The 17620-nt window shown below is 52.5% G+C and carries 17 protein-coding genes; 13 read left to right on the plus strand and 4 right to left on the minus strand.

What is annotated here, in order from left to right; genetic code table 11:
- Positions 1-189: 189 nt before the first annotated feature.
- From ACT3XD_RS15695 to ACT3XD_RS15720, 6 genes are all read left to right on the plus strand, one after another.
- Positions 190-2295: a methyl-accepting chemotaxis protein gene (locus ACT3XD_RS15695; protein ID WP_192536897.1), complete on the plus strand. Its 2106-nt coding sequence runs from the start codon at positions 190-192 to the stop codon at positions 2293-2295.
- A 129-nt stretch (positions 2296-2424) separates the two neighbouring features.
- Entirely contained in the window at positions 2425-3054 is a 630-nt protein-coding gene (locus tag ACT3XD_RS15700) for an SDR family oxidoreductase (RefSeq protein WP_192536898.1), read from the plus strand.
- Positions 3038-3541, plus strand: a complete 504-nt coding sequence (locus ACT3XD_RS15705; RefSeq protein WP_192536899.1) for a metallophosphoesterase family protein — start codon at positions 3038-3040, stop codon at positions 3539-3541. Before ACT3XD_RS15700 ends, ACT3XD_RS15705 begins: the two co-directional genes overlap by 17 nt.
- 125 nt (positions 3542-3666) lie before the next feature.
- Positions 3667-4236 (plus strand): DJ-1/PfpI family protein, encoded by a 570-nt coding sequence (locus ACT3XD_RS15710; RefSeq protein ID WP_018916588.1) that lies wholly within the window; start codon positions 3667-3669, stop codon positions 4234-4236.
- 146 nt (positions 4237-4382) lie between these two features.
- Positions 4383-4745, plus strand: a complete 363-nt coding sequence (locus ACT3XD_RS15715) for a ribbon-helix-helix domain-containing protein (RefSeq protein WP_192536900.1) — start codon at positions 4383-4385, stop codon at positions 4743-4745.
- A gap of 128 nt (positions 4746-4873) precedes the next feature.
- The gene (locus ACT3XD_RS15720) at positions 4874-5215 is read left to right on the plus strand and encodes a hypothetical protein (RefSeq protein WP_192536901.1); all 342 of its coding nucleotides are present in this window, start codon (positions 4874-4876) and stop codon (positions 5213-5215) included.
- Between the two features lie 2 nt (positions 5216-5217).
- Here the strand turns inward: ACT3XD_RS15720 and ACT3XD_RS15725 are convergent, their stop codons facing one another.
- Complete coding sequence (locus ACT3XD_RS15725; RefSeq protein WP_192536902.1) at positions 5218-5436, minus strand: DUF3820 family protein; 219 nt, start codon at positions 5434-5436, stop codon at positions 5218-5220.
- A gap of 144 nt (positions 5437-5580) precedes the next feature.
- On the opposite strand from ACT3XD_RS15725, the gene mqo reads away from it, so the two are divergent.
- The gene (gene mqo / locus ACT3XD_RS15730; RefSeq protein ID WP_192536903.1) at positions 5581-7284 is read left to right on the plus strand and encodes a malate dehydrogenase (quinone); all 1704 of its coding nucleotides are present in this window, start codon (positions 5581-5583) and stop codon (positions 7282-7284) included.
- A 94-nt stretch (positions 7285-7378) separates the two neighbouring features.
- On the opposite strand, the gene ACT3XD_RS15735 is transcribed toward mqo, so the two are convergent.
- Positions 7379-8254 (minus strand): LysR substrate-binding domain-containing protein, encoded by an 876-nt coding sequence (locus ACT3XD_RS15735; protein ID WP_192536904.1) that lies wholly within the window; start codon positions 8252-8254, stop codon positions 7379-7381.
- Between the two features lie 134 nt (positions 8255-8388).
- Between ACT3XD_RS15735 and ACT3XD_RS15740 the strand changes: the two genes are divergently transcribed.
- The gene (locus ACT3XD_RS15740; RefSeq protein WP_192536905.1) at positions 8389-8814 is read left to right on the plus strand and encodes a VOC family protein; all 426 of its coding nucleotides are present in this window, start codon (positions 8389-8391) and stop codon (positions 8812-8814) included.
- Between the two features lie 33 nt (positions 8815-8847).
- Here ACT3XD_RS15740 and ACT3XD_RS15745 read toward each other — a convergent pair whose 3' ends face one another.
- Positions 8848-9741 (minus strand): AraC family transcriptional regulator, encoded by an 894-nt coding sequence (locus ACT3XD_RS15745; RefSeq protein WP_192536906.1) that lies wholly within the window; start codon positions 9739-9741, stop codon positions 8848-8850.
- A 204-nt stretch (positions 9742-9945) separates the two neighbouring features.
- Between ACT3XD_RS15745 and ACT3XD_RS15750 the strand changes: the two genes are divergently transcribed.
- Both ACT3XD_RS15750 and ACT3XD_RS15755 read left to right on the plus strand, forming a co-directional pair.
- Positions 9946-11007 (plus strand): NAD(P)-dependent alcohol dehydrogenase, encoded by a 1062-nt coding sequence (locus ACT3XD_RS15750; protein ID WP_192536907.1) that lies wholly within the window; start codon positions 9946-9948, stop codon positions 11005-11007.
- A 175-nt stretch (positions 11008-11182) separates the two neighbouring features.
- Positions 11183-12865: a methyl-accepting chemotaxis protein gene (locus ACT3XD_RS15755; protein ID WP_192536908.1), complete on the plus strand. Its 1683-nt coding sequence runs from the start codon at positions 11183-11185 to the stop codon at positions 12863-12865.
- Positions 12866-12955: 90 nt separating this feature from the next.
- Here ACT3XD_RS15755 and ACT3XD_RS15760 read toward each other — a convergent pair whose 3' ends face one another.
- On the minus strand, positions 12956-13723 hold the full coding sequence (locus ACT3XD_RS15760; protein ID WP_192536909.1) for a class I SAM-dependent methyltransferase: 768 nt from the start codon (positions 13721-13723) through the stop codon (positions 12956-12958).
- Between the two features lie 344 nt (positions 13724-14067).
- Here ACT3XD_RS15760 and ACT3XD_RS15765 point away from each other — a divergent pair, with 344 nt between their 5' ends.
- The 3 genes from ACT3XD_RS15765 to ACT3XD_RS15775 are packed head-to-tail and all read left to right on the plus strand — an operon-like array spanning position 14068 to position 17600.
- The gene (locus ACT3XD_RS15765) at positions 14068-14865 is read left to right on the plus strand and encodes an IclR family transcriptional regulator (protein ID WP_225736030.1); all 798 of its coding nucleotides are present in this window, start codon (positions 14068-14070) and stop codon (positions 14863-14865) included.
- Positions 14866-14870: 5 nt separating this feature from the next.
- A complete protein-coding gene (locus ACT3XD_RS15770; protein WP_192536911.1) occupies positions 14871-16160 on the plus strand; it encodes an NAD(P)/FAD-dependent oxidoreductase in 1290 nt (429 codons plus the stop codon).
- Between the two features lie 33 nt (positions 16161-16193).
- Positions 16194-17600 (plus strand): Na+/H+ antiporter NhaC family protein, encoded by a 1407-nt coding sequence (locus ACT3XD_RS15775; protein ID WP_192536912.1) that lies wholly within the window; start codon positions 16194-16196, stop codon positions 17598-17600.
- Positions 17601-17620 lie beyond the last annotated feature (20 nt).

Here is a 17620-nt window from a genome sequence, read left to right on the forward strand (position 1 = left end):
GTAGCGTGATATCTGTTTTTGGAAAGAGCGTTGTAATGGCGCTCAAGGCCGTCATTTATATCGATTTTTTGGAAAATGAATACCTAACCCTTGCCCTAAGCGGTTATCCTTAGCCGCCTTATTAGAGGTGCTTTTTCAAAAAAAAGCAGACGTTACCTGTATAACTTCTGACACAAGCGAACACCCATAATGAAAAAGACTTTCAGTATCCGCGCCATGTTAATCAGCCTTTTCATCATGGCAATGCTGGGCGCGGTTGCGCTTGCTGCTACCGGTTGGTTTACCAATCAGCGGCTTATCAACTCCCAGCACACTATTACCGATGAGGTGCTTCCCCTTCAGGATGCCAGCCGCCGTTTGGTACTGACCATGGCCGCTTTTGGCCAACGCCATAGTGAGCTGCTCGCTGCAGAAGATGAGTCTGCACTGGAAAACGTCGTGTCTGAAGAGACACTTAATCAACGTTTTATGGATGCACGCGAAGCGCTGAAAGAGGACGGGGCTCAAGCGCAGCTGGCAACCCTCGATAGTCATTATAATGCGCTATTGGACGGTGATGCTGAGCTTGAAATGGTGCGTCAGGTTGAGCTTAATCTGAAATCGGAAATGGACGCCCAGCTGGGCAACATGGAAATGTTTGTGAGTAGCGCCATGAGTAGCGCGGAAGAGATCGCTAACGTTTCGGTGCTTAATCAGCAGCGCTATCAGCGTGATCAAAGGGACCTTATGGAGGCGTGGCGTGAAGATGACATGACCACGCTACCCACAACGATTCTGGATGGTTTGTTTGTTCAGGGCGCCAATATAGGGCGTTATAGTGCCGATGTACGTACGGCACTGGCGATGTTGGCAGGATATGGCCATCAAATGGTACAGGCGTCCAATAGCGGGATGCTTTCCATGTTACGTCAGCAGTTTATTGAAACGCAGTTTAGCCAGGTGCGTAGTTCATTATCCGCTATTCTCGATGCGCCTAATTCCGATAGAAATCAGGCGCGTATGGTCACTGCGCTGTCTGAGGTGGTCGACGAGCTTGAAAGCATCATGATAACCGGCCCCATGTCGGTGTCTATGCTGCGTGAGCAGCAGCTGGAGCTCAGTGAGCAGGTTCAGATAGCGCTTACGAATGTCGCAAGCGCTATGCAAGCAATGCAGCAAGCGCTAGGCGAGGTAGAAAACTACGCCGTTGCTCAGGCGGATAGTGCCGTTAACCGGGCTGAAGCCTTAGCAGCTACCGGTTTGACGCTGCTGATTGGCGTAACGCTTGGAGTTGTTACGCTACTGGCCATCTTTGGCTGGCGTACGCTGGTACGTGTTCTAGGCCCGCTGGTCGCCATGCGTCGTCAGATGGAAAATATTAGCGGTGCCGCCGGTGAAAATGCCGACCTTTCACAGCGCCTGATGTTACAGCGCAATGATGAAGTGGGCCAAACCGCTCAGGCCTTTAACCGGATGATGGATACGTTTGAAGGTATGGTTGCACAGATTCGGGAAAGCGCTGAGGCCATTGCTGCGAGTAGCCGACAGATTGCCAGCGGTAATGAAAACCTCTCCCAGCGTACTGACCAGCAGTCCGCTTCGCTTGCGGAAACAGCGTCGAGCCTTGAGCAAATTACCGCAACGGTTAAGCAAACCGCTGACTATGCCGACCAGGCCAAAGATGCCAGTGGTAGTGTCGATCAGCGGGCACGTTCGGCAGGTGATATCGCCAAGCGCACTACAGCCGCGATGAGTGACATTCGCGAAGCGAGCGAGAAAATCACCTCAATCATTAAAGCCATTGACGATATTGCTTTCCAGACCAACTTACTGGCGCTAAATGCCTCCGTAGAGGCCGCTCGTGCAGGCGAACAGGGGCGTGGCTTTGCGGTAGTGGCCCAGGAAGTGCGTAAGCTTGCCGGGCGCAGTGCGGATGAGGCGGCGCAAATCCGCCATCTGGTCGATGATAGCGTGGCCAAGGTCAGCGAGGGTGAGGAGTTGGTAAATGCCTCCAGCACGCACCTTCAGGAAATTATCGATAGTCTCTCTGAAGTCACGCGCTACGTGACCGAGATCGCCGACGCAACGCAAGAGCAGTCGACGGGGATCGAGCAGATCAACCAGGCGATTTCCCAGCTAGATCAGGTAACCCACCAGAACGCTCGCTTAGTGCAGGATGCTTCAAGCGCGAGTCAGGAGCTTGATGAGCGTGCCGGTGATATGCATACGCTGGTTAGCCGCTTCAGGGTTAGCGACAGCGTTGGGCAAAATGCACTTTCATTACCGCAACATAAGGCACCGATGCAGTTAACCTAACCATCGCCGCCGTGCTTTCTTTCAGCGAACGTGTCTTAGGCACGTTCGCTGTGTTGCGTTTTAGGGGTTGATTTATAGCCGAGGTGCCTGCACCCATCAAGAGACAGTCATCCAAATCAAGGAAGTGAAATGACGACATTAGTGATTGGCGCCAACGGGCAGATCGGTAAACAGTTTTGCGAGCTGGCCAAACAGGCTGATGTGCCGATCAAGGCCATGGTGCGCAAGGATGAGCAAGCTGCCTGGTTTACTGAACGCGGCATCGAAACGGTGATCGCCGACCTTGAAGGTGAGCTTGAACATGCGTTCGAAGATTGCCATCAGGTCGTTTTTACAGCGGGTTCTGGCCCGCACACCGGCCCGGATAAAACGCTCATGATCGATCTGTTTGGTGCTATTCGGGCCGCCGACATTGCCAGTGAAAAAGGGCTTGATCGCTATATTATGGTGAGCGCTATTCGCGCAGAGCGCCCTTTGGATGCACCCGAAAAGATGCGCCCTTACATGGCTGCCAAGTTTGCCGCGGATAGCCACCTACGCTTTGCCAAAGTTCCCCACGTCATCCTCAAGCCGGGCCCCTTGACTGATGAGAAGGCAACGCACGGATTTGCCGGAACGATGCAGGCATCTCCTGAACAATCCATTACCCGGGCAGATGTTGCTCATGCCTTACTGCACGTTGTGAAAACACCTACGTTGAAAGATAAGGAGTTCACACTCTTGAACGGTAAGGAATCCATTAGTGACCTCGTGCACTAAACCCGAGTCCTTATTGACGCTCGATGCACCTGTCGGCGTGATTGCCGACACGCATGGGTTGCTACGCGATGAAGCCCTCACTTACTTAACGGGGTGTGGGCTCATTCTTCATTTAGGCGATGTCGGCCAAAAGCCGGAAGATCAGTCCATTCTTGATCGCCTTGAGCAAATAGCGCCGCTGTTTGTGGTTAAGGGCAACATCGATACCGCTCCATGGGCCGAGTCATTGCCGCTAACCCATTCGCTTGACGTAAATGGTTGGCGGCTGCATCTGGTACATCGCCTTATCGATTTCGATGAAGCGACGCCTTGTGATGTGGTTTTGCATGGCCACTCTCACAAGCCGCGTAACGAGTGGCAAGAGGATCGCCTGCTATTTAACCCCGGCGCGGCGGGCAAGCGTCGCTTTAAACTACCCATTACGCTTGGCAAATTATGGCTTGAAGAGCACCAGATAAAGCGCGCGATTATTCACTTACCGCTTTGAAGGCGCGTTCTTGGTCATAAAAAACAGTGTAGTAATGACGTACTACCCCTGAAGTAAAAGCGCTTGTTAGGCTTGTGTTACACACTCAGCGTGTGCTCGATGATAAAACAATAAGGAGTGCGGAGATGAGCAGCAAGCGTATCTTGATGATTACTGGCGACTTTACTGAAGATTACGAAACCATGGTTCCTTTCCAGGCATTGATGGCAGTTGGCCATCAGGTCGATGCTGTTTGCCCTGGCAAGGCATCGGGTGACACCGTGGCGACGGCGATTCATGATTTCGAAGGTGATCAAACCTATTCTGAAAAACCTGGTCACCGATTTGCGCTCAATGCCGATTTTGAGCGTATCGATCCCGCTGATTATGATGCCCTGGTGGTACCCGGTGGGCGTGCTCCGGAATACCTACGTTTGAATCAGGATGTGTTGACGATGGTTCGGCACTTTTTTGAAGCCAACAAGCCTGTCGCCGCGATTTGCCACGGCGCACAACTGTTAGCCGCTGCAAAAGTGCTCGAAGGAAGGCAGTGTTCTGCATACCCGGCTTGCCAGCCAGAAGTTGAGCTTGCGGGCGGGCATTTCGCCAGCATCGACGTAAGTGACGCGGTAACCGATGGCAACCTGGTAACGGCGCCCGCTTGGCCAGCACACCCAGCTTGGCTTGCTCAATTTATGGCGCTGCTAAACAAGTGAGCACTGGGTCGTTAGCATAATCATATAAAGCGAAGCCTGCGCGCCTAACCGACATGCATCTACAGACATGCATCTACAGACATTAGGCGCGTAGCGTCGTTGCCCGCTATGCTAACGACTTATCTGAACGTTAAGAGATCACACCCATGTGCAAACTCTTTATTCACGCCAATCCTGAGCTGTGGTCCAGCGCGACGCATTCACTGCGTATTGATGGCATGGTGACGAGCGTGCGAATGGAGCACTACTTCTGGCTCATTCTGGAAGAGATCGCCACGCGTGATGGTATGAATACGGCTCAACTGATTACTCGCCTATATCATGAATCTATCGATGCCGGACACGACCTGGGTAATTTCACCTCGTTTTTACGCGTGTGCGCGCTGCGTTACCAGGCGCTTCAACTATCGGGAGACATTCCCGCTCAGCATGAGGTACCGATTGCGACTCTGGATGCCGAGGAAATACTCTTTCGTGAAAGTCGATCCAGGCGCAGCCAGGTTCACTAATCCTTACCGCCTCAGAGTTATAATGAGCAACATTAAGGCCCCGATGGGTAGCGATAAAGATAGTGGCGGAGACGGTACTTGAAACAGTACTTGAGACAGTACTCAAGACAGTCATTAACAGGACTTTTATGACAGATGTTGCCACTGCCGTGCGTCAATTACTCGCCACGGCACCGGAAAAAACATTACCGATGACTTATCAACAAGTGGCGGCGGCATTGGGCTTGACGCCTCCTCGTACTATTCAGCGGGTAGCGCAGGCGTTGGAACAGCTTATGCGCGACGATGCCGCTTCTCATCGGCCGTTTATCGCTGCATTGGTGGTTAGCCGCCGAGGCGAAAATATGCCCGCCGCTGGGTTCTTTGAGCAAGCCGTCGCGTTGGGGCGCTTTCCTGCTCACCCCATACAGCATACGGAGGCTTATCGCGCTGAATATCAGCAGGCGTTGGCATCGCGTTCAAACGCATAATCTTATTTAGACGGCTTGCGTAACGGATCAAGCAAGTCGCTCAGCCCGTTATGGTCAATCTCCTGCATTAGTTGCAGCAGCTGGCCAATTTCTCCCGATGGAAATCCCTCCCGCGCAAACCAGTTAAGATAGGGCCCCGGCAGATCGGCAATCAGCCAGCCCTGGTGTTTGCCGAATGGCATCGTACGGGTGACCAGTTTTTCAAGGTCTTCAGGCCTCATATCTTTGTTTCCTCTGTGCTTATCTACCGCGCTGGTTTCCGAAAAGACGTAATTTTGTTAGACTTTAGTCGACAAATTATACCCCCCCTCGATGCCGGGCGATTATAGCTTCGGTAAGTTACTTATGTATCGTCTGGATATGACATGCACAAACGTTTTAGTTTTTTACTCTGCACACCGCTTCTGGCGATGGCAGCGATGCCCGTTTCGGCTGATGAGCCTGTTGATGTTGTATTAATTGGTGGCGGTATCATGAGCGCCACACTAGGTACCTATCTTCAAGAATTAGAACCTGATTGGGATATCTATCTTTACGAACGCCTGAGTCAGGTTGCTGAAGAAAGTTCCAACGCCTGGAATAACGCAGGCAGCGGCCACTCTGCCTTTATGGAAATGAATTATACGCCGGGTGATGGCGAGCACGTTGAAATTGAGCGCGCGGTTAATGTTACCGAACAGTTTGAAATTTCCCGTCAGTTCTGGGCCCATCAGGTTGACCAAGGGATTCTTAGCGACCCCAAAGCCTTTATTAATTCGGTACCGCATCACGCGTTGGTGTGGGGGCAAGACGATGTCGCTTTCCTGCGCGAACGTTATGCACGCATGACTGAAAACCCGCTATATGAAGGCATGGAATACTCGGAAGATCGCCAGGAGATCGCTGAGTGGATGCCGCTTGTCATGGTCGGTCGTGATGACAACGAGCCGGTTGCCGCGACCCGCATGCAGATGGGTACAGAAGTTAACTATGGTGCCCAGGCTCGCCAGATGATTGAAGGCTTGGGTGATAGCGATAACTTCACCCTCTCGCTTAACAGTGAAGTGCGCGGCCTTGAACGCAATGACGACGATACCTGGCATGTGACGATTAAAAACCTGGAAAGCGGTGATGAATCCACCGTTGACGCCCGGTTTGTGTTTATTGGGGCTGGCGGTGCCGCGCTGCCGCTACTTCAGGAATCTGGTATTCCGGAAGCGAATGCCTATGCCGGCTTCCCGGTGGGCGGTCAGTTCCTGTACACCACCAATCCTGACGTTGTGTCTCAACATCAGATCAAGGTATACGCCAAAGCGGGCGAAGGCTCTCCGCCAATGTCGGTGCCGCACCTAGACTTCCGTAACCTGGATGGCAAGCCAGCGCTGTTCTATGGCCCGTTTGCGACTTTCTCGAGCAAGTTTCTGAAAGAAGGCTCGTGGACTGACCTATTTGGCTCCATGACGTTTGATAATATCTGGCCGACAACTCAGGTAGGAATGCACAATTTCAACCTGGTGCGCTACCTGGTGGGCCAGGTAATGATGTCAGATGATGACCGCTTTGAAGCACTGCAGGATTTTTACCCCGAAGCGAACAGCGATGATTGGGAGCTGTGGACTGCTGGCCAGCGGGTTCAGATCATCAAGGATGACCCTGAGCGTGGCGGACTCCTGCAGTTTGGTACCGAAGTGGTAAGCTCTGAAGACGGCTCTATTGCCGCACTTCTGGGTGCTTCACCCGGTGCCTCTACCGCGCCGCCCATCATGCTGCATTTGCTGGAAAACGTGTTCGCTGAGCAGGTACAAAGCGACGAGTGGCAGGAAAAACTGACCCAGATCGTGCCTTCCTACGGCCAGCGCCTTTCCGAAAACCCAGAGCTGCTGCGTGAAATGCGTGTATATACGGCAGAAGCGCTTAAGCTGAATGAGCCGATGAATGCTGCTGAAACAGACACAGACGTTCAAACGGAAGTTGAAAACGTACAGCCTGAATCAGAAGCCGCTGATGCCGGTGAAGAAAGCAGCGCTGACGAAAACGTTGATACACAAAGCGAAGAGCAGGACGCCGAAATACAAGAAGTTGCTCTGTAAGGTTTTGCCAACTCAAACCTGAATGCACTAACGTGCCATATCAGGTGCGCTCGATAACGCTAGCCCCTTTCAAGGGGCTAGCGTTTTTTTGGCTTCAATAATCACAATTGGCGGCTTCACAAATCAGTTGGGCAAGGGCGCGGGCTGGGGCACTCAGCTGGCTACTGGCACGATGAATCAACCCTACATCGCGATGAAACGTATGTTCACCTAGCGAGATGGCGCGCACCGCTGGCGGCCAAGGCTGCAATGCGGCTACCTCCGGCACCAGGGCAATACCCACGCCGTTGGCAACCAGTTGAATAATAGTGTCCAGTTCATCCACCTCACACAGCTCACGCACGTGGCAATGCTGGGCGCGTAAAAAGCGGTCGACCTGGCGGCCACCAAACGAGGTGCGGTCATAACGCACAAAAGGTTCTCGGGTCAGCAGCTCGCGCCAGTCATCACCTTCAACAGAAGTCGGGACTATCAGCCGATAAGGTTCATGGGCAAGCGGTGTCCAGCGTAAATCGCTGTGCAGCGAGAAAAACGGCCGAATAATGGCCGCCATATCAAGCTCACCTGCATCCACCTGATTGACCAGTGCCATGGAAAGCCCCGGCAGCACGCGGCTCCGACAGTCTGGATAGGCACGGTGAAAGCGAGCCAGGGCACTGGGCAGTAGCGAGCGCTGAATGGAGGCGATAGCGCCTATGTTCACCGGCGTTCTGGCAGGTTTATCGGCATTGGCTTCGCCAAGCGTCCGGTAAAGGGCTAATAGGGTATGTGCCTGTTGAAGTACTTCCTGGCCTTGCGCCGTTAATACCGCCGCGCGGCCTTTTCGGGCAAACAGGGTAACGCCCAGCTGTTCTTCTAGTCGCTTCATCTGTGCGCTGACGGCTGCTTGCGTCAAGCCGATCTTTTGGCCTGCCGAGGCAAAGGTGCCTTCTTGAGCAACGGCCGTTAAGGTTTTCAATTCTCGTATCATTGATAAATAATATTTGTGAATTAATGAAAAAGATATTGATTTTATTTTTATATCGCGCGGCCTAGGATGACTAATACAGGTTGGCACTTTGTTTGCGCCACGCCTTACAAAACGATAGCTAACAGGAGACCACTATGAGCCTTTCCCCTTTCCATCTTGCCATCCCGGTTTACGATGTGGCGCTAGCTCGGGCTTTTTACAACGACGTTTTCGGCTTAGAAGAAGGGCGCTCCAGTGACAACTGGGTCGACTTCAATTTCTTTGGTCACCAGCTTGTGATTCACGGGCATCCTAAAACGCCCAGCCAAGAAAACGCTCATACCAACCCGGTAGATGGCCACGACGTTCCGGTGCCGCATTTTGGGGTGATTCTAGAGTGGGATGAGTGGGAGGAGCTTGCCGAGCGCTTGAAGGCACATAATACCGTTTTCGTAATTGAGCCCTACGTGCGCTTTAAAGGCCAAGTGGGTGAGCAGGCCACCATGTTCTTGCTCGACCCATGCGGTAACGCGTTAGAGTTCAAGGCATTCAAGGACAAGAGCCAAATCTTTGCCAAGTGAGTTTGCCACGTAATCTGGCCAAGTAAGTGATAATTACCCCTGCAGCATTTGCTCCTGGCGGCGATGTTGCAGGGGAGATTCGCCAAAGTAGCGTTTATAGTCGCGGCTGAATTGCGGCACGCTACGATAGCCCACCGCCAATGCCGCCTGATTGACGTTATGCCCCTGCTGCGACAGAAGCTGCTGAGCTTTTATTAGCCGCAGCCGCTTCAGATACTGGGCAGGGGAAGCGCGAGTAATCTGCTTGAAATAGTGATGAAACGTCGAAACGCTCATACTGGCCTGCTGGGCTAACTGCTCGACCTTAAACTCATCAGCGAAACTTACGTGAAGCCTCGACAACACCTGCACTATTCGTGAGTAGTGCCCCTGTCCGTTTACTAGTGCTCTAAGCGCTGGCCCTTGCTCCCCTTTCAGCGCCTCGAAAACCACTTCACGAATGCGTGCTGCTCCCATGATGGCGCATTCTGTTGCGCACGTCAGTGTAACGGCTAGCCGATCCACCGCCTCCTGCATGCCTGATGTCATGGCAACCGACGCCATGGGTTTTGGGGAAATAGTCGGTGCGCTGATATCGCCCATGGCCATGACCATTTCGCTTAACAGCGCCGGATCCAACTTTACCGAAATACCCAGCAGTGGCGCTTCGGGTGAACCATAGGTTTCACACTCAAACGGCAGCGGTAGGGTCTGTACCAAGTATTGCCCGGGGTTATAGTGAATTTCACGATCGCCCAGATAGCCCACTTTTCGGCCCAGAGCAATAACGGTCAGACTGGGCTCGTACAGTAACGGAGTGCGCGCTTGATGGCGCCCCAGACACAGCAGTGAGACGCCGGATAAGCGCGTCTGGGTGATGCCGTCTGCCTTGGTTAGCGTTGCAATAATGCGTGCCAAGGGCGGGTAGGTAGGTAACAGCGTGCTCATGAAGACCTGCCAGAAATGTTTGAAAATGGGCAGCTTAAGATAATAATGTCAAATATCGGCCATTTTTTGTTATTTTATCACAATTATATGGAGGAATAGGCAAAAAATACGGAGCTTCGCTCATCGTTATTGCTGCTCAATCGGCGAATAATAGTCAGGCGTCCTCGTGGTCAAGAGGATCACCGATTTAAGGAGTTTTATCTGATGAGCCAAGCCAAATCCTACGCTGCCTTTGCGGCGGATAAACCGTTAGCGCCTTTTTCATTTGAGCGTCGTCAGCCGCGTGCTGATGATGTCGCCATTGAGATTCTTTACTGTGGGGTTTGTCACAGCGACCTGCACTTTGCCCGTAACGATTGGGGCATGAGTCAGTACCCGGTTGTGCCCGGCCATGAAATCGTGGGCCGTGTCACTGCAGTAGGCCACAAGGTGAGCCGCTTCAAGGAAGGCGACCTGGTAGGTGTCGGCTGCATGGTCGACTCCTGTCAGACCTGCAGCGCGTGCAAAGATGGCGTGGAACAGTACTGTCTGGAAGGGTTTACCATGACCTACGGCAGCCTAGATCGGCAGGATAGCACTATTACTCAGGGCGGCTATTCAGATGCTATCGTGGTTAGCGAACACTTTGTAATGAAGATGCCGGACGGCATTGATCTGGCTTCTGCGGCGCCCATCCTTTGTGCTGGTATTACCACTTATTCGCCACTCAAACATTACGGTGTAGGCAAAGGCCACAAGGTGGGCGTTATCGGCATGGGTGGTCTAGGCCACATGGGCGTCAAACTGGCCAAAGCGTTGGGTGCTGAAGTTACCGTATTTACCCGCTCAGATGCCAAGGTAGAAGAGGCCAAGCGCAATGGCGCTGACCACGTCGTTGTTTCAAGCGACACGTCCCAGATGGAGGCTGTCGCGGAAAGTTTTGATTTCATGCTGGATACCGTGCCGGTCCAGCATGACTTGAATCCTTACCTTGCATCACTCAAATACGACGGCACGCATATTATTGTCGGTCTTTTAGAGCCGATTGAACCAGCTATTGAAGCCTTCAACCTAGTGCTCAAGCGCAGAGTAGTAGCTGGCTCCTTGATTGGCGGTATTGCTGAGACCGAGGAACTGCTCGCGCTATGCGCTGAGAAGGGAATTACCTGTGATATCGAGATGCTGAATATCAATAACATCAATGAAGGCTTCGAGCGTATGGAGAAAGGCGACGTGCGCTATCGTTTTGTGATTGACATGGCCACGCTAAAGGACTCTGCCGACTAACGGAAAGTGAGTAACGATTAGGAGTGTTAACCACCCATCGGGGCTTTTGCTGCGGTGGGCTTTTTTATGTCCTCGCGTTATACATAGGTCGATAGTACGCCGTAAAAAGCTTCTGCTTGGTTTATTCTGGCCTCTGTTAATGATCAATATCTAAAAAAGCAAGGGGATCAAATAGATGAGGCATCTCTCGATTAAGTGGGGTTTGACCGCTGCATTGGCATTGATGGTACTTATGATCGGATTGATCAGTGGCCTTGGATTTTACGCCAATCATACAAGTGGCCGAGCACTTGAGGAGCTTGCCGATATCAATGTGCGATTGACGAACCTTGCCAACCGAACCCAGGTCAATGCGTTAAGAGCGCAAACTTTTCTGGACCGTTTTGCAAGCTTTAGCACTCAGGGGAACCCGGAAAAAGGCCAAGCCAGCCTACTAATGGCGACGGAAGCAGTCGCCGCAGCGCAGGCGCGCTTTGATGAGTTTCAAGCGCTTCCAGTACTATCGGAAAGCGAATTGGCAGGCTATCGCGAGGCGGTAGTGGTGGCTTACGAAGCGTTCGTTATTAATGGCATCATACCTTTGCTGGAAGCGGCGCCGTTTCAGGTTCAGCGGCGTCAGGAGGCGTTAGGCGAGAGCAGCGCCCAGCTTGACGAGGCCATGGGGGATTTTATTACCTATACCGAGAGTCGAGGGCGGCGAGTGATTGAGCAAGTTGACCAGCTAGCGCAAATAATCGGGGTCATCGCCCTGGTCTTGCTGTTCATTTCCTTTGTTGCGGCGATTCTTATCCGTATAGCAATGATGCGTGGCGTAGTACACCCGCTTAACCAGGCGATAGCGCATTTTGCGCATATTGCCGACGGTGACTTGACCGGGCGTATCGAAGCGCGGGGTCGAAACGAAGTGGGCCAACTATTTAGCGCGTTAGCCACAATGCAGGCTAAGCTAAAAACGCTGGTCATCTCGTTAAGAAGCAGCAGTGAAAGTGTCTTTAGCGGTGCTGGCGATATCTCGGTAGGAAGCCAGGATCTCTCCTCACGTACCGAGCAGCAGGCATCGGCGCTTCAGCAGACGGCTTCGAGCATGGAAGAAATGTCGACCACGGTGAGCAAAAATGCCGAAACGGCGGTAGCCGCCGACCAGCTGTCGGTGGCGGCCTCGCAGTCTGCCAAGGCGGGGGGAGAGGAAGTTCAGCATACGGTGCAGTTGATGCGTGACATTGCGGCCAGCGCGAATCGCGTTAACGATATTATCGGTGTGATCGACTCGATTGCGTTTCAAACCAATATTCTGGCGCTTAATGCGTCGGTTGAAGCTGCTAGAGCCGGTGAGCAAGGGCGCGGGTTTGCGGTCGTCGCCAGTGAAGTTCGCTTGCTTGCCACCCGTAGTGCGGAATCAGCCAAGGAAATTCGTGGCTTAATTGAGCAAACGACGTCGCAAATCACAGGTGGCGCCGCGCAGGCTGAACGCAGTGGGCACACCATTCAGCAAACGGTTCAGGCGATCGGTCAGGTAACCGCCCTGATGGGCGAAATATCAACGGCAAGCCGTGAGCAAACCGGAGGTATCGAGCAAATAAATGCGGCGCTGACGGAAATGGATTCAGTCACTCAGCAAAATGCCGCACTGGTGCAACAAACCAGTGCCGCCGCTGGGGCGCTTGAAGATCAGGCGCGTCAATTAGCCGAACTCATGGCAACTTTTCGCCTTGATGAGCAGGCAGGTAAGGCCCCAGTATATTTGGCGTCTTCTGCATTGCCCTCATCATGGTCTACGGAGACTAGCTCCTCTACTAAAAAGCCTTCCCGACAGGTTGGTGTTAAAGAAACGGCCGCTGATGATTGGGATGAGTTTTAAATAAACGTTTTGGTGTTTCACCTGACCGGGCTGGTAAGAAAGTTAACAAGCCTGGTCAGGGTGCTGAGTAGAACGTCTTCTCAGTACAAACTAGACGTGGGCTGATACCCGTAAGCGTACGTAGTCAGCGGTCCAATTGCCTTGGCCATCGTTTAAACTATGGCTCAGCAGCATGATGGTGTTATCAATTATGGAGTGGCGGAGATCCTCTTCCAGCCCATGTAAAAACGGGCTGGCGAAGGTTTCAATCCAACCTGTCATGCCTGTAGGTAACGCAGTAGGGCGAGGGATCAGCTCGATGGAATCCACCTGAAATCCAACGGTTTGTAGTAAGTGGGCGTACTCTTCGGTGGTTGGGAAATACCATGGATGCCGCCCGCGAGCGCTAACCCCTCGAAACTGAAGCGACGCAATCAGTGCGGTGCAAATGGCCGCAACGTTACCGTGCCCACCAAACTCAGCGACAAACCGACCGCCCGGTTTCAATGCACGCTTAACGCCAGACAGAACCGCTTGTGGGTCAAGCATCCAGTGCAGAGCAGCGTTGCTAAAAACGGCATCAAATTCGTGATCAAATGGAAGGTCGTGCGCATCAACCAGACGCGCGGTAATCCCGCGTTGGCGGGCGGCCTCCACCATGTCCTCTGAGGTATCAACGCCTAACACATCGGCGCCGAGCTGCATCAATTGCTCAGTTAATGCACCGTCACCGCAGCCCAAGTCTAAAATGCGTTGGCCCGGTTGAGGCGAGAGCAGCTTAACGACATCACTACCCAGTTTGGAAACAAAGTCAGCATTTCTAGCATATTGGCCAGCATCCCACTCTTGACCAGGCGCATTCGGCGTAATGTTGTTCATGGCGGCTTCCTAGCATCGTTATATTTCAAGGGGAGTACAAAGAGTATAGCCTGCGGCGGCATAACGTCTGCGCCGACAAGAAAATATCTGATTTTTTAAGCGTATGAACGTTAACTCAGATGCCACTTTTGAGCGCCTTTTCTGCCTTATAAGATCACTTACGGTCTAGTGCTTGCTATCTAGCTCATCACGTCAGACACGATTTTAATCACACTCCGCCTTTGACTCTCCATCAAAGGAAAAGTCGTTTTATTGTATTAATTTGCATGTCTCACTATGTGAGATGAATTGGTCGTTTTGTCTTGTTATGTTTTAAAACAAAGAAGCCAATAATGATAAAAACCATGTCAACTTATGAGCAATCTCATCGTGCTGGGCCCGCCACGCTGATTCATGCAATGCAGATACTAAAAGTGACGGCGCAGGGTGGCCACCGTGGTGCAAGCATCGACGACTATTTAACGGCGCTTGACTTCAGTCGTCCCACACTTTATCGCTTGCTGAAAAGCCTTAAGCAGCAAGGTTATTTGCGCTCATCACCTGTTAGAGGCCGTTATCTATTGGGTTACGAACTCCTGGTGCTAGGTGCTCAGGCGGGTAATGGGGCGGGGCTTCGTGACTTGTCTCGTCCCAGGTTATTGGCGCTAGCCCAACGGCTTGGGGATAGTTTTTATCTGTTTGCTCAGGATGGCGTTAATGCGGTCTGCCTGGAAGTCCAAAACGGCGCCTATCCTGTTGGCAGTTTTGTACGAGCGACGGGGGGACGTGTGCCGTTAGGCGTAGGGCAAGCCTCTATTGCGCTGCTCGCTTACCTTCCCGTTGAAGAGCAACAAGACATATTAAGCCGCAATGCAGAAACTCTTCTGAATGAGTATGGGATTTCCATTGCGGCAGTCAACGTTGAAATTACCCACCTAAAGGAGCACGGATTTGCGCGGGGCGTTGAAGGCTCTTTGCTGCCCGAATACGCCGGGCTAGCTATTCCCATTCTTGATCATAGCGGGCACCCGTTGGGCGCGATGAGCTGCTCAATGCTCAAGTCGCGCATGACGGACACTCACCGCAAAGAGGTTCTGGAAAACATGCACTCTGAGGTTCGCGAAATGATTGATCAGGCCCACGGATTACTTTATCTGGAATAACTACCATGTCACTACCCACTCACCCTACTCACCAGCGAAGTTGCGGCTGGAACGACTGGCTACCCACGCGCCAGGAAAAACCATCTCTTCAAGGCTCTGACGTCGCCGACGTGGTGATTATTGGCGCTGGTTATACGGGTGTGGCTGCGGCGATGGCGTGGCAAAAACATCATTCCCAAGACCGCGTTACGTTACTTGAAGCCGATAGCATCGGTGAAGGTAGCCCTGGGCGAAATTCTGGTTTCATGCTTGAAGTGGCGCTAGCTAATGACGCGCATCCCAATGAATTGGCGCGTATGGCCAAGTTGAACGCGCTTAGTCGCCAAACGATGGCGCTATTGCGTGAGCGAGTCGAGCAATATGGCATTGATTGCCAGCTTCATCATAGCGGCACCTATCGAGCGGCACGTAGCGATATTGGGCAGCATGCGCTACACCAATACCGTGAGTTTCTCGAAGGGGCTGGCTTAAGCTATCAAGCTATTGATAAGGCTGAGCTTTATGAACGGCTGGGCACTAATTACTACCAGCAGGGGCTTTATTCGCCGGATTGCTATCTGGTGCAACCGGCTGCACTGATCACCGGCTTGGTGGATAACCTTGATCCTGCCATTCAGCTATTTGAACGCTCACCGGCTATCGGCGTTTTACCTGATGGCGCTGGCTGGCGCGTAATCACGCCTGAAGGCGAAGTTAAAACGCCAACCGTCATTCTTGCCAACAATGCGTTCTCGCGTGCATTAGGTGCTGACACCTCGCGGTTAACGGCCATCTATACGTATGCAGCATTAACGCCTCCTCTCTCTAGCGCCGACCAGCAGCGCATTATTAGTGAGCAATGGGGACTACTGCCGGCGCACCGCCTGGGTTGTACGCTGCGAACCACCAGTGATGGACGGCTGATGATTCGCTCACGTTATAGCTACGAAAAAGAGGCTGACAATGCACTTATTGAGGCTGAGCTGAAAGCCAGTCTTGAGGCTCGCTATCCTGAGCTTGGCCCTGTGCATTTCGACAAGATGTGGGGCGGAACCACGGGCCTGACGTATAACGGCGCGCCGTTTTGGGGTGAACTGCAGTCAGGCCTGTATGTCTCGGCTGGGTGTAACGGTGGGGGAATAGTCAAAGGCACCTATTTGGGGGATGCCCTGGCGCGCCATGCGTTAGGTTTACCGGTTGAGGATATTGCATCGCTATTTGGTAAAGCCAGCTGGATGCCCCCGAGCCCGATACGCAAGCTGGGGTTCTATTTAAAAAGCGGTATCGAGCGTCGTAAAGCAAAACGTGAAACTTGAAAGCTCCTTCCTTATAAAAACAGAGAGATTCCTATGGATCCCCAAGCACATATCGGATTGCTGTCCATTCTTCCTGCCACGTTAGCTATTATCCTGGCATTTATTACGCGTAATACCGTTTTCTCATTAGCAGTGGCCTGCTTTGTCGGCGTGATTACACTGGGGAATGGCTTGATGGGCTTTCCCACCCTGTTAAAGGAAACGTTGGGCACGACCAGCTTCTCCTGGATACTGCTTCTCGAGTTGTTCATTGGTACGGTCATTGCTTTCTTTCAGCGCACCGGAGCCATCCAAAACTTTACGGCTTGGGTTGAGCGTCGCGCCTTAACACGTGTCCGCGTTCAGCTCATAGCCTGGCTGATGGGTATGTTTGTCTTCTTTAGCGACTATTTCAGCCCCTTGTTCGTGGGTAGTACGATGCGCGGTTTGACTGACCGCTACAGGGTCTCCCGTGAAAAGCTTGCCTATATTGCCGACTCAACATCCGCACCGGTCAGCGTATTGGTTCCAATCACCGGGTGGGCCGTATTTATCTCTGGCCTGCTGATTGGTATGGGGCCCATTGAAACTGCCGGGCAGGCGATGGGCGTATTTCTTAATGCGATCCCTTTTAACCTCTATGCCTGGCTTTCTGTACTTATGGTGGGCCTGGTGATAATTGGCATCATTCCTCTATTTGGGCCCATGCGTCAGGCCGAAAAGCGTGCGCAAGAAGAAGGAAAAGTGCTTCGCGATGGTGCCGAGCCCCTGGTGGGTGAGGAGTTGACGGAAATTCCCGCCTATGAAGGCGCACGTACGGGGCTACTGTTAAACTTTTTTGCCCCGGTAATGATTGTTATTGGTGTCGCGGTAGGAACTTTCATTGTCATGGGTTCTGCTAAAACCATGGAAGCTTTTTTGGCCGCTGCGGTATTCCTGGGCGTTGTAATGCGCCTGCAAGGCATCCCCTTTAACGACATCATGAAAACAGCAATTTCAGGAATGAAAGGCGTTATGCCGGCCATTATTATTCTTGCGCTGGCTTATTCGCTTAATCAGCTTTCCAAGGATATGGGCACCGCCAGCTATATCGTGGAAATTTCCTCGGGCTGGCTTACGCCTTCGCTGTTGCCCGCCATGACGTTTCTAATTGCGGCATTGGTAGCTTTTTCAACAGGTTCATCCTGGGGTACTTTCGCGATCATGATGCCGCTGGCAGTGCCTCTGGCATTTAATTTTAGTGGCGATGTGCTTACCCCGCTGATATATGCAACGGTTGCTGCCGTAGCCGGTGGAGGAGTGTTCGGAGATCACTGCTCACCGCTATCGGACACTTCGGTGCTTGCGTCCACTGGGGCGGCTTCTGATCACATTGACCATATTAAAACCCAAATCCCGTTTGCATTGACCGTTGCTCTGTTCTCTCTGGCCGCCTATTTGGTTGTTGGTCTGTCGCTCTAATATTTAACGCTTGGCTCCAC

The organism is Halomonas sp. AOP7-B1-5 (assembly GCF_052353045.1).
Classification (GTDB): domain Bacteria; phylum Pseudomonadota; class Gammaproteobacteria; order Pseudomonadales; family Halomonadaceae; genus Vreelandella; species Vreelandella colorata.

Coding starts and splice junctions, on each gene's coding strand:
- ACT3XD_RS15695 (WP_192536897.1), top strand. CDS start 190: ATGAAAAAGACTTTCAGTATCCGCGCCATGTTAATCAGCCTTTTCATC.
- ACT3XD_RS15700 (WP_192536898.1), top strand. CDS start 2,425: ATGACGACATTAGTGATTGGCGCCAACGGGCAGATCGGTAAACAGTTT.
- ACT3XD_RS15710 (WP_018916588.1), top strand. CDS start 3,667: ATGAGCAGCAAGCGTATCTTGATGATTACTGGCGACTTTACTGAAGAT.
- ACT3XD_RS15715 (WP_192536900.1), top strand. CDS start 4,383: ATGTGCAAACTCTTTATTCACGCCAATCCTGAGCTGTGGTCCAGCGCG.
- ACT3XD_RS15720 (WP_192536901.1), top strand. CDS start 4,874: ATGACAGATGTTGCCACTGCCGTGCGTCAATTACTCGCCACGGCACCG.
- ACT3XD_RS15725 (WP_192536902.1), bottom strand. CDS start 5,436: ATGAGGCCTGAAGACCTTGAAAAACTGGTCACCCGTACGATGCCATTC.
- mqo (WP_192536903.1), top strand. CDS start 5,581: ATGCACAAACGTTTTAGTTTTTTACTCTGCACACCGCTTCTGGCGATG.
- ACT3XD_RS15735 (WP_192536904.1), bottom strand. CDS start 8,254: ATGATACGAGAATTGAAAACCTTAACGGCCGTTGCTCAAGAAGGCACC.
- ACT3XD_RS15740 (WP_192536905.1), top strand. CDS start 8,389: ATGAGCCTTTCCCCTTTCCATCTTGCCATCCCGGTTTACGATGTGGCG.
- ACT3XD_RS15745 (WP_192536906.1), bottom strand. CDS start 9,741: ATGAGCACGCTGTTACCTACCTACCCGCCCTTGGCACGCATTATTGCA.
- ACT3XD_RS15750 (WP_192536907.1), top strand. CDS start 9,946: ATGAGCCAAGCCAAATCCTACGCTGCCTTTGCGGCGGATAAACCGTTA.
- ACT3XD_RS15755 (WP_192536908.1), top strand. CDS start 11,183: ATGAGGCATCTCTCGATTAAGTGGGGTTTGACCGCTGCATTGGCATTG.
- ACT3XD_RS15760 (WP_192536909.1), bottom strand. CDS start 13,723: ATGAACAACATTACGCCGAATGCGCCTGGTCAAGAGTGGGATGCTGGC.
- ACT3XD_RS15765 (WP_225736030.1), top strand. CDS start 14,068: ATGTCAACTTATGAGCAATCTCATCGTGCTGGGCCCGCCACGCTGATT.
- ACT3XD_RS15770 (WP_192536911.1), top strand. CDS start 14,871: ATGTCACTACCCACTCACCCTACTCACCAGCGAAGTTGCGGCTGGAAC.
- ACT3XD_RS15775 (WP_192536912.1), top strand. CDS start 16,194: ATGGATCCCCAAGCACATATCGGATTGCTGTCCATTCTTCCTGCCACG.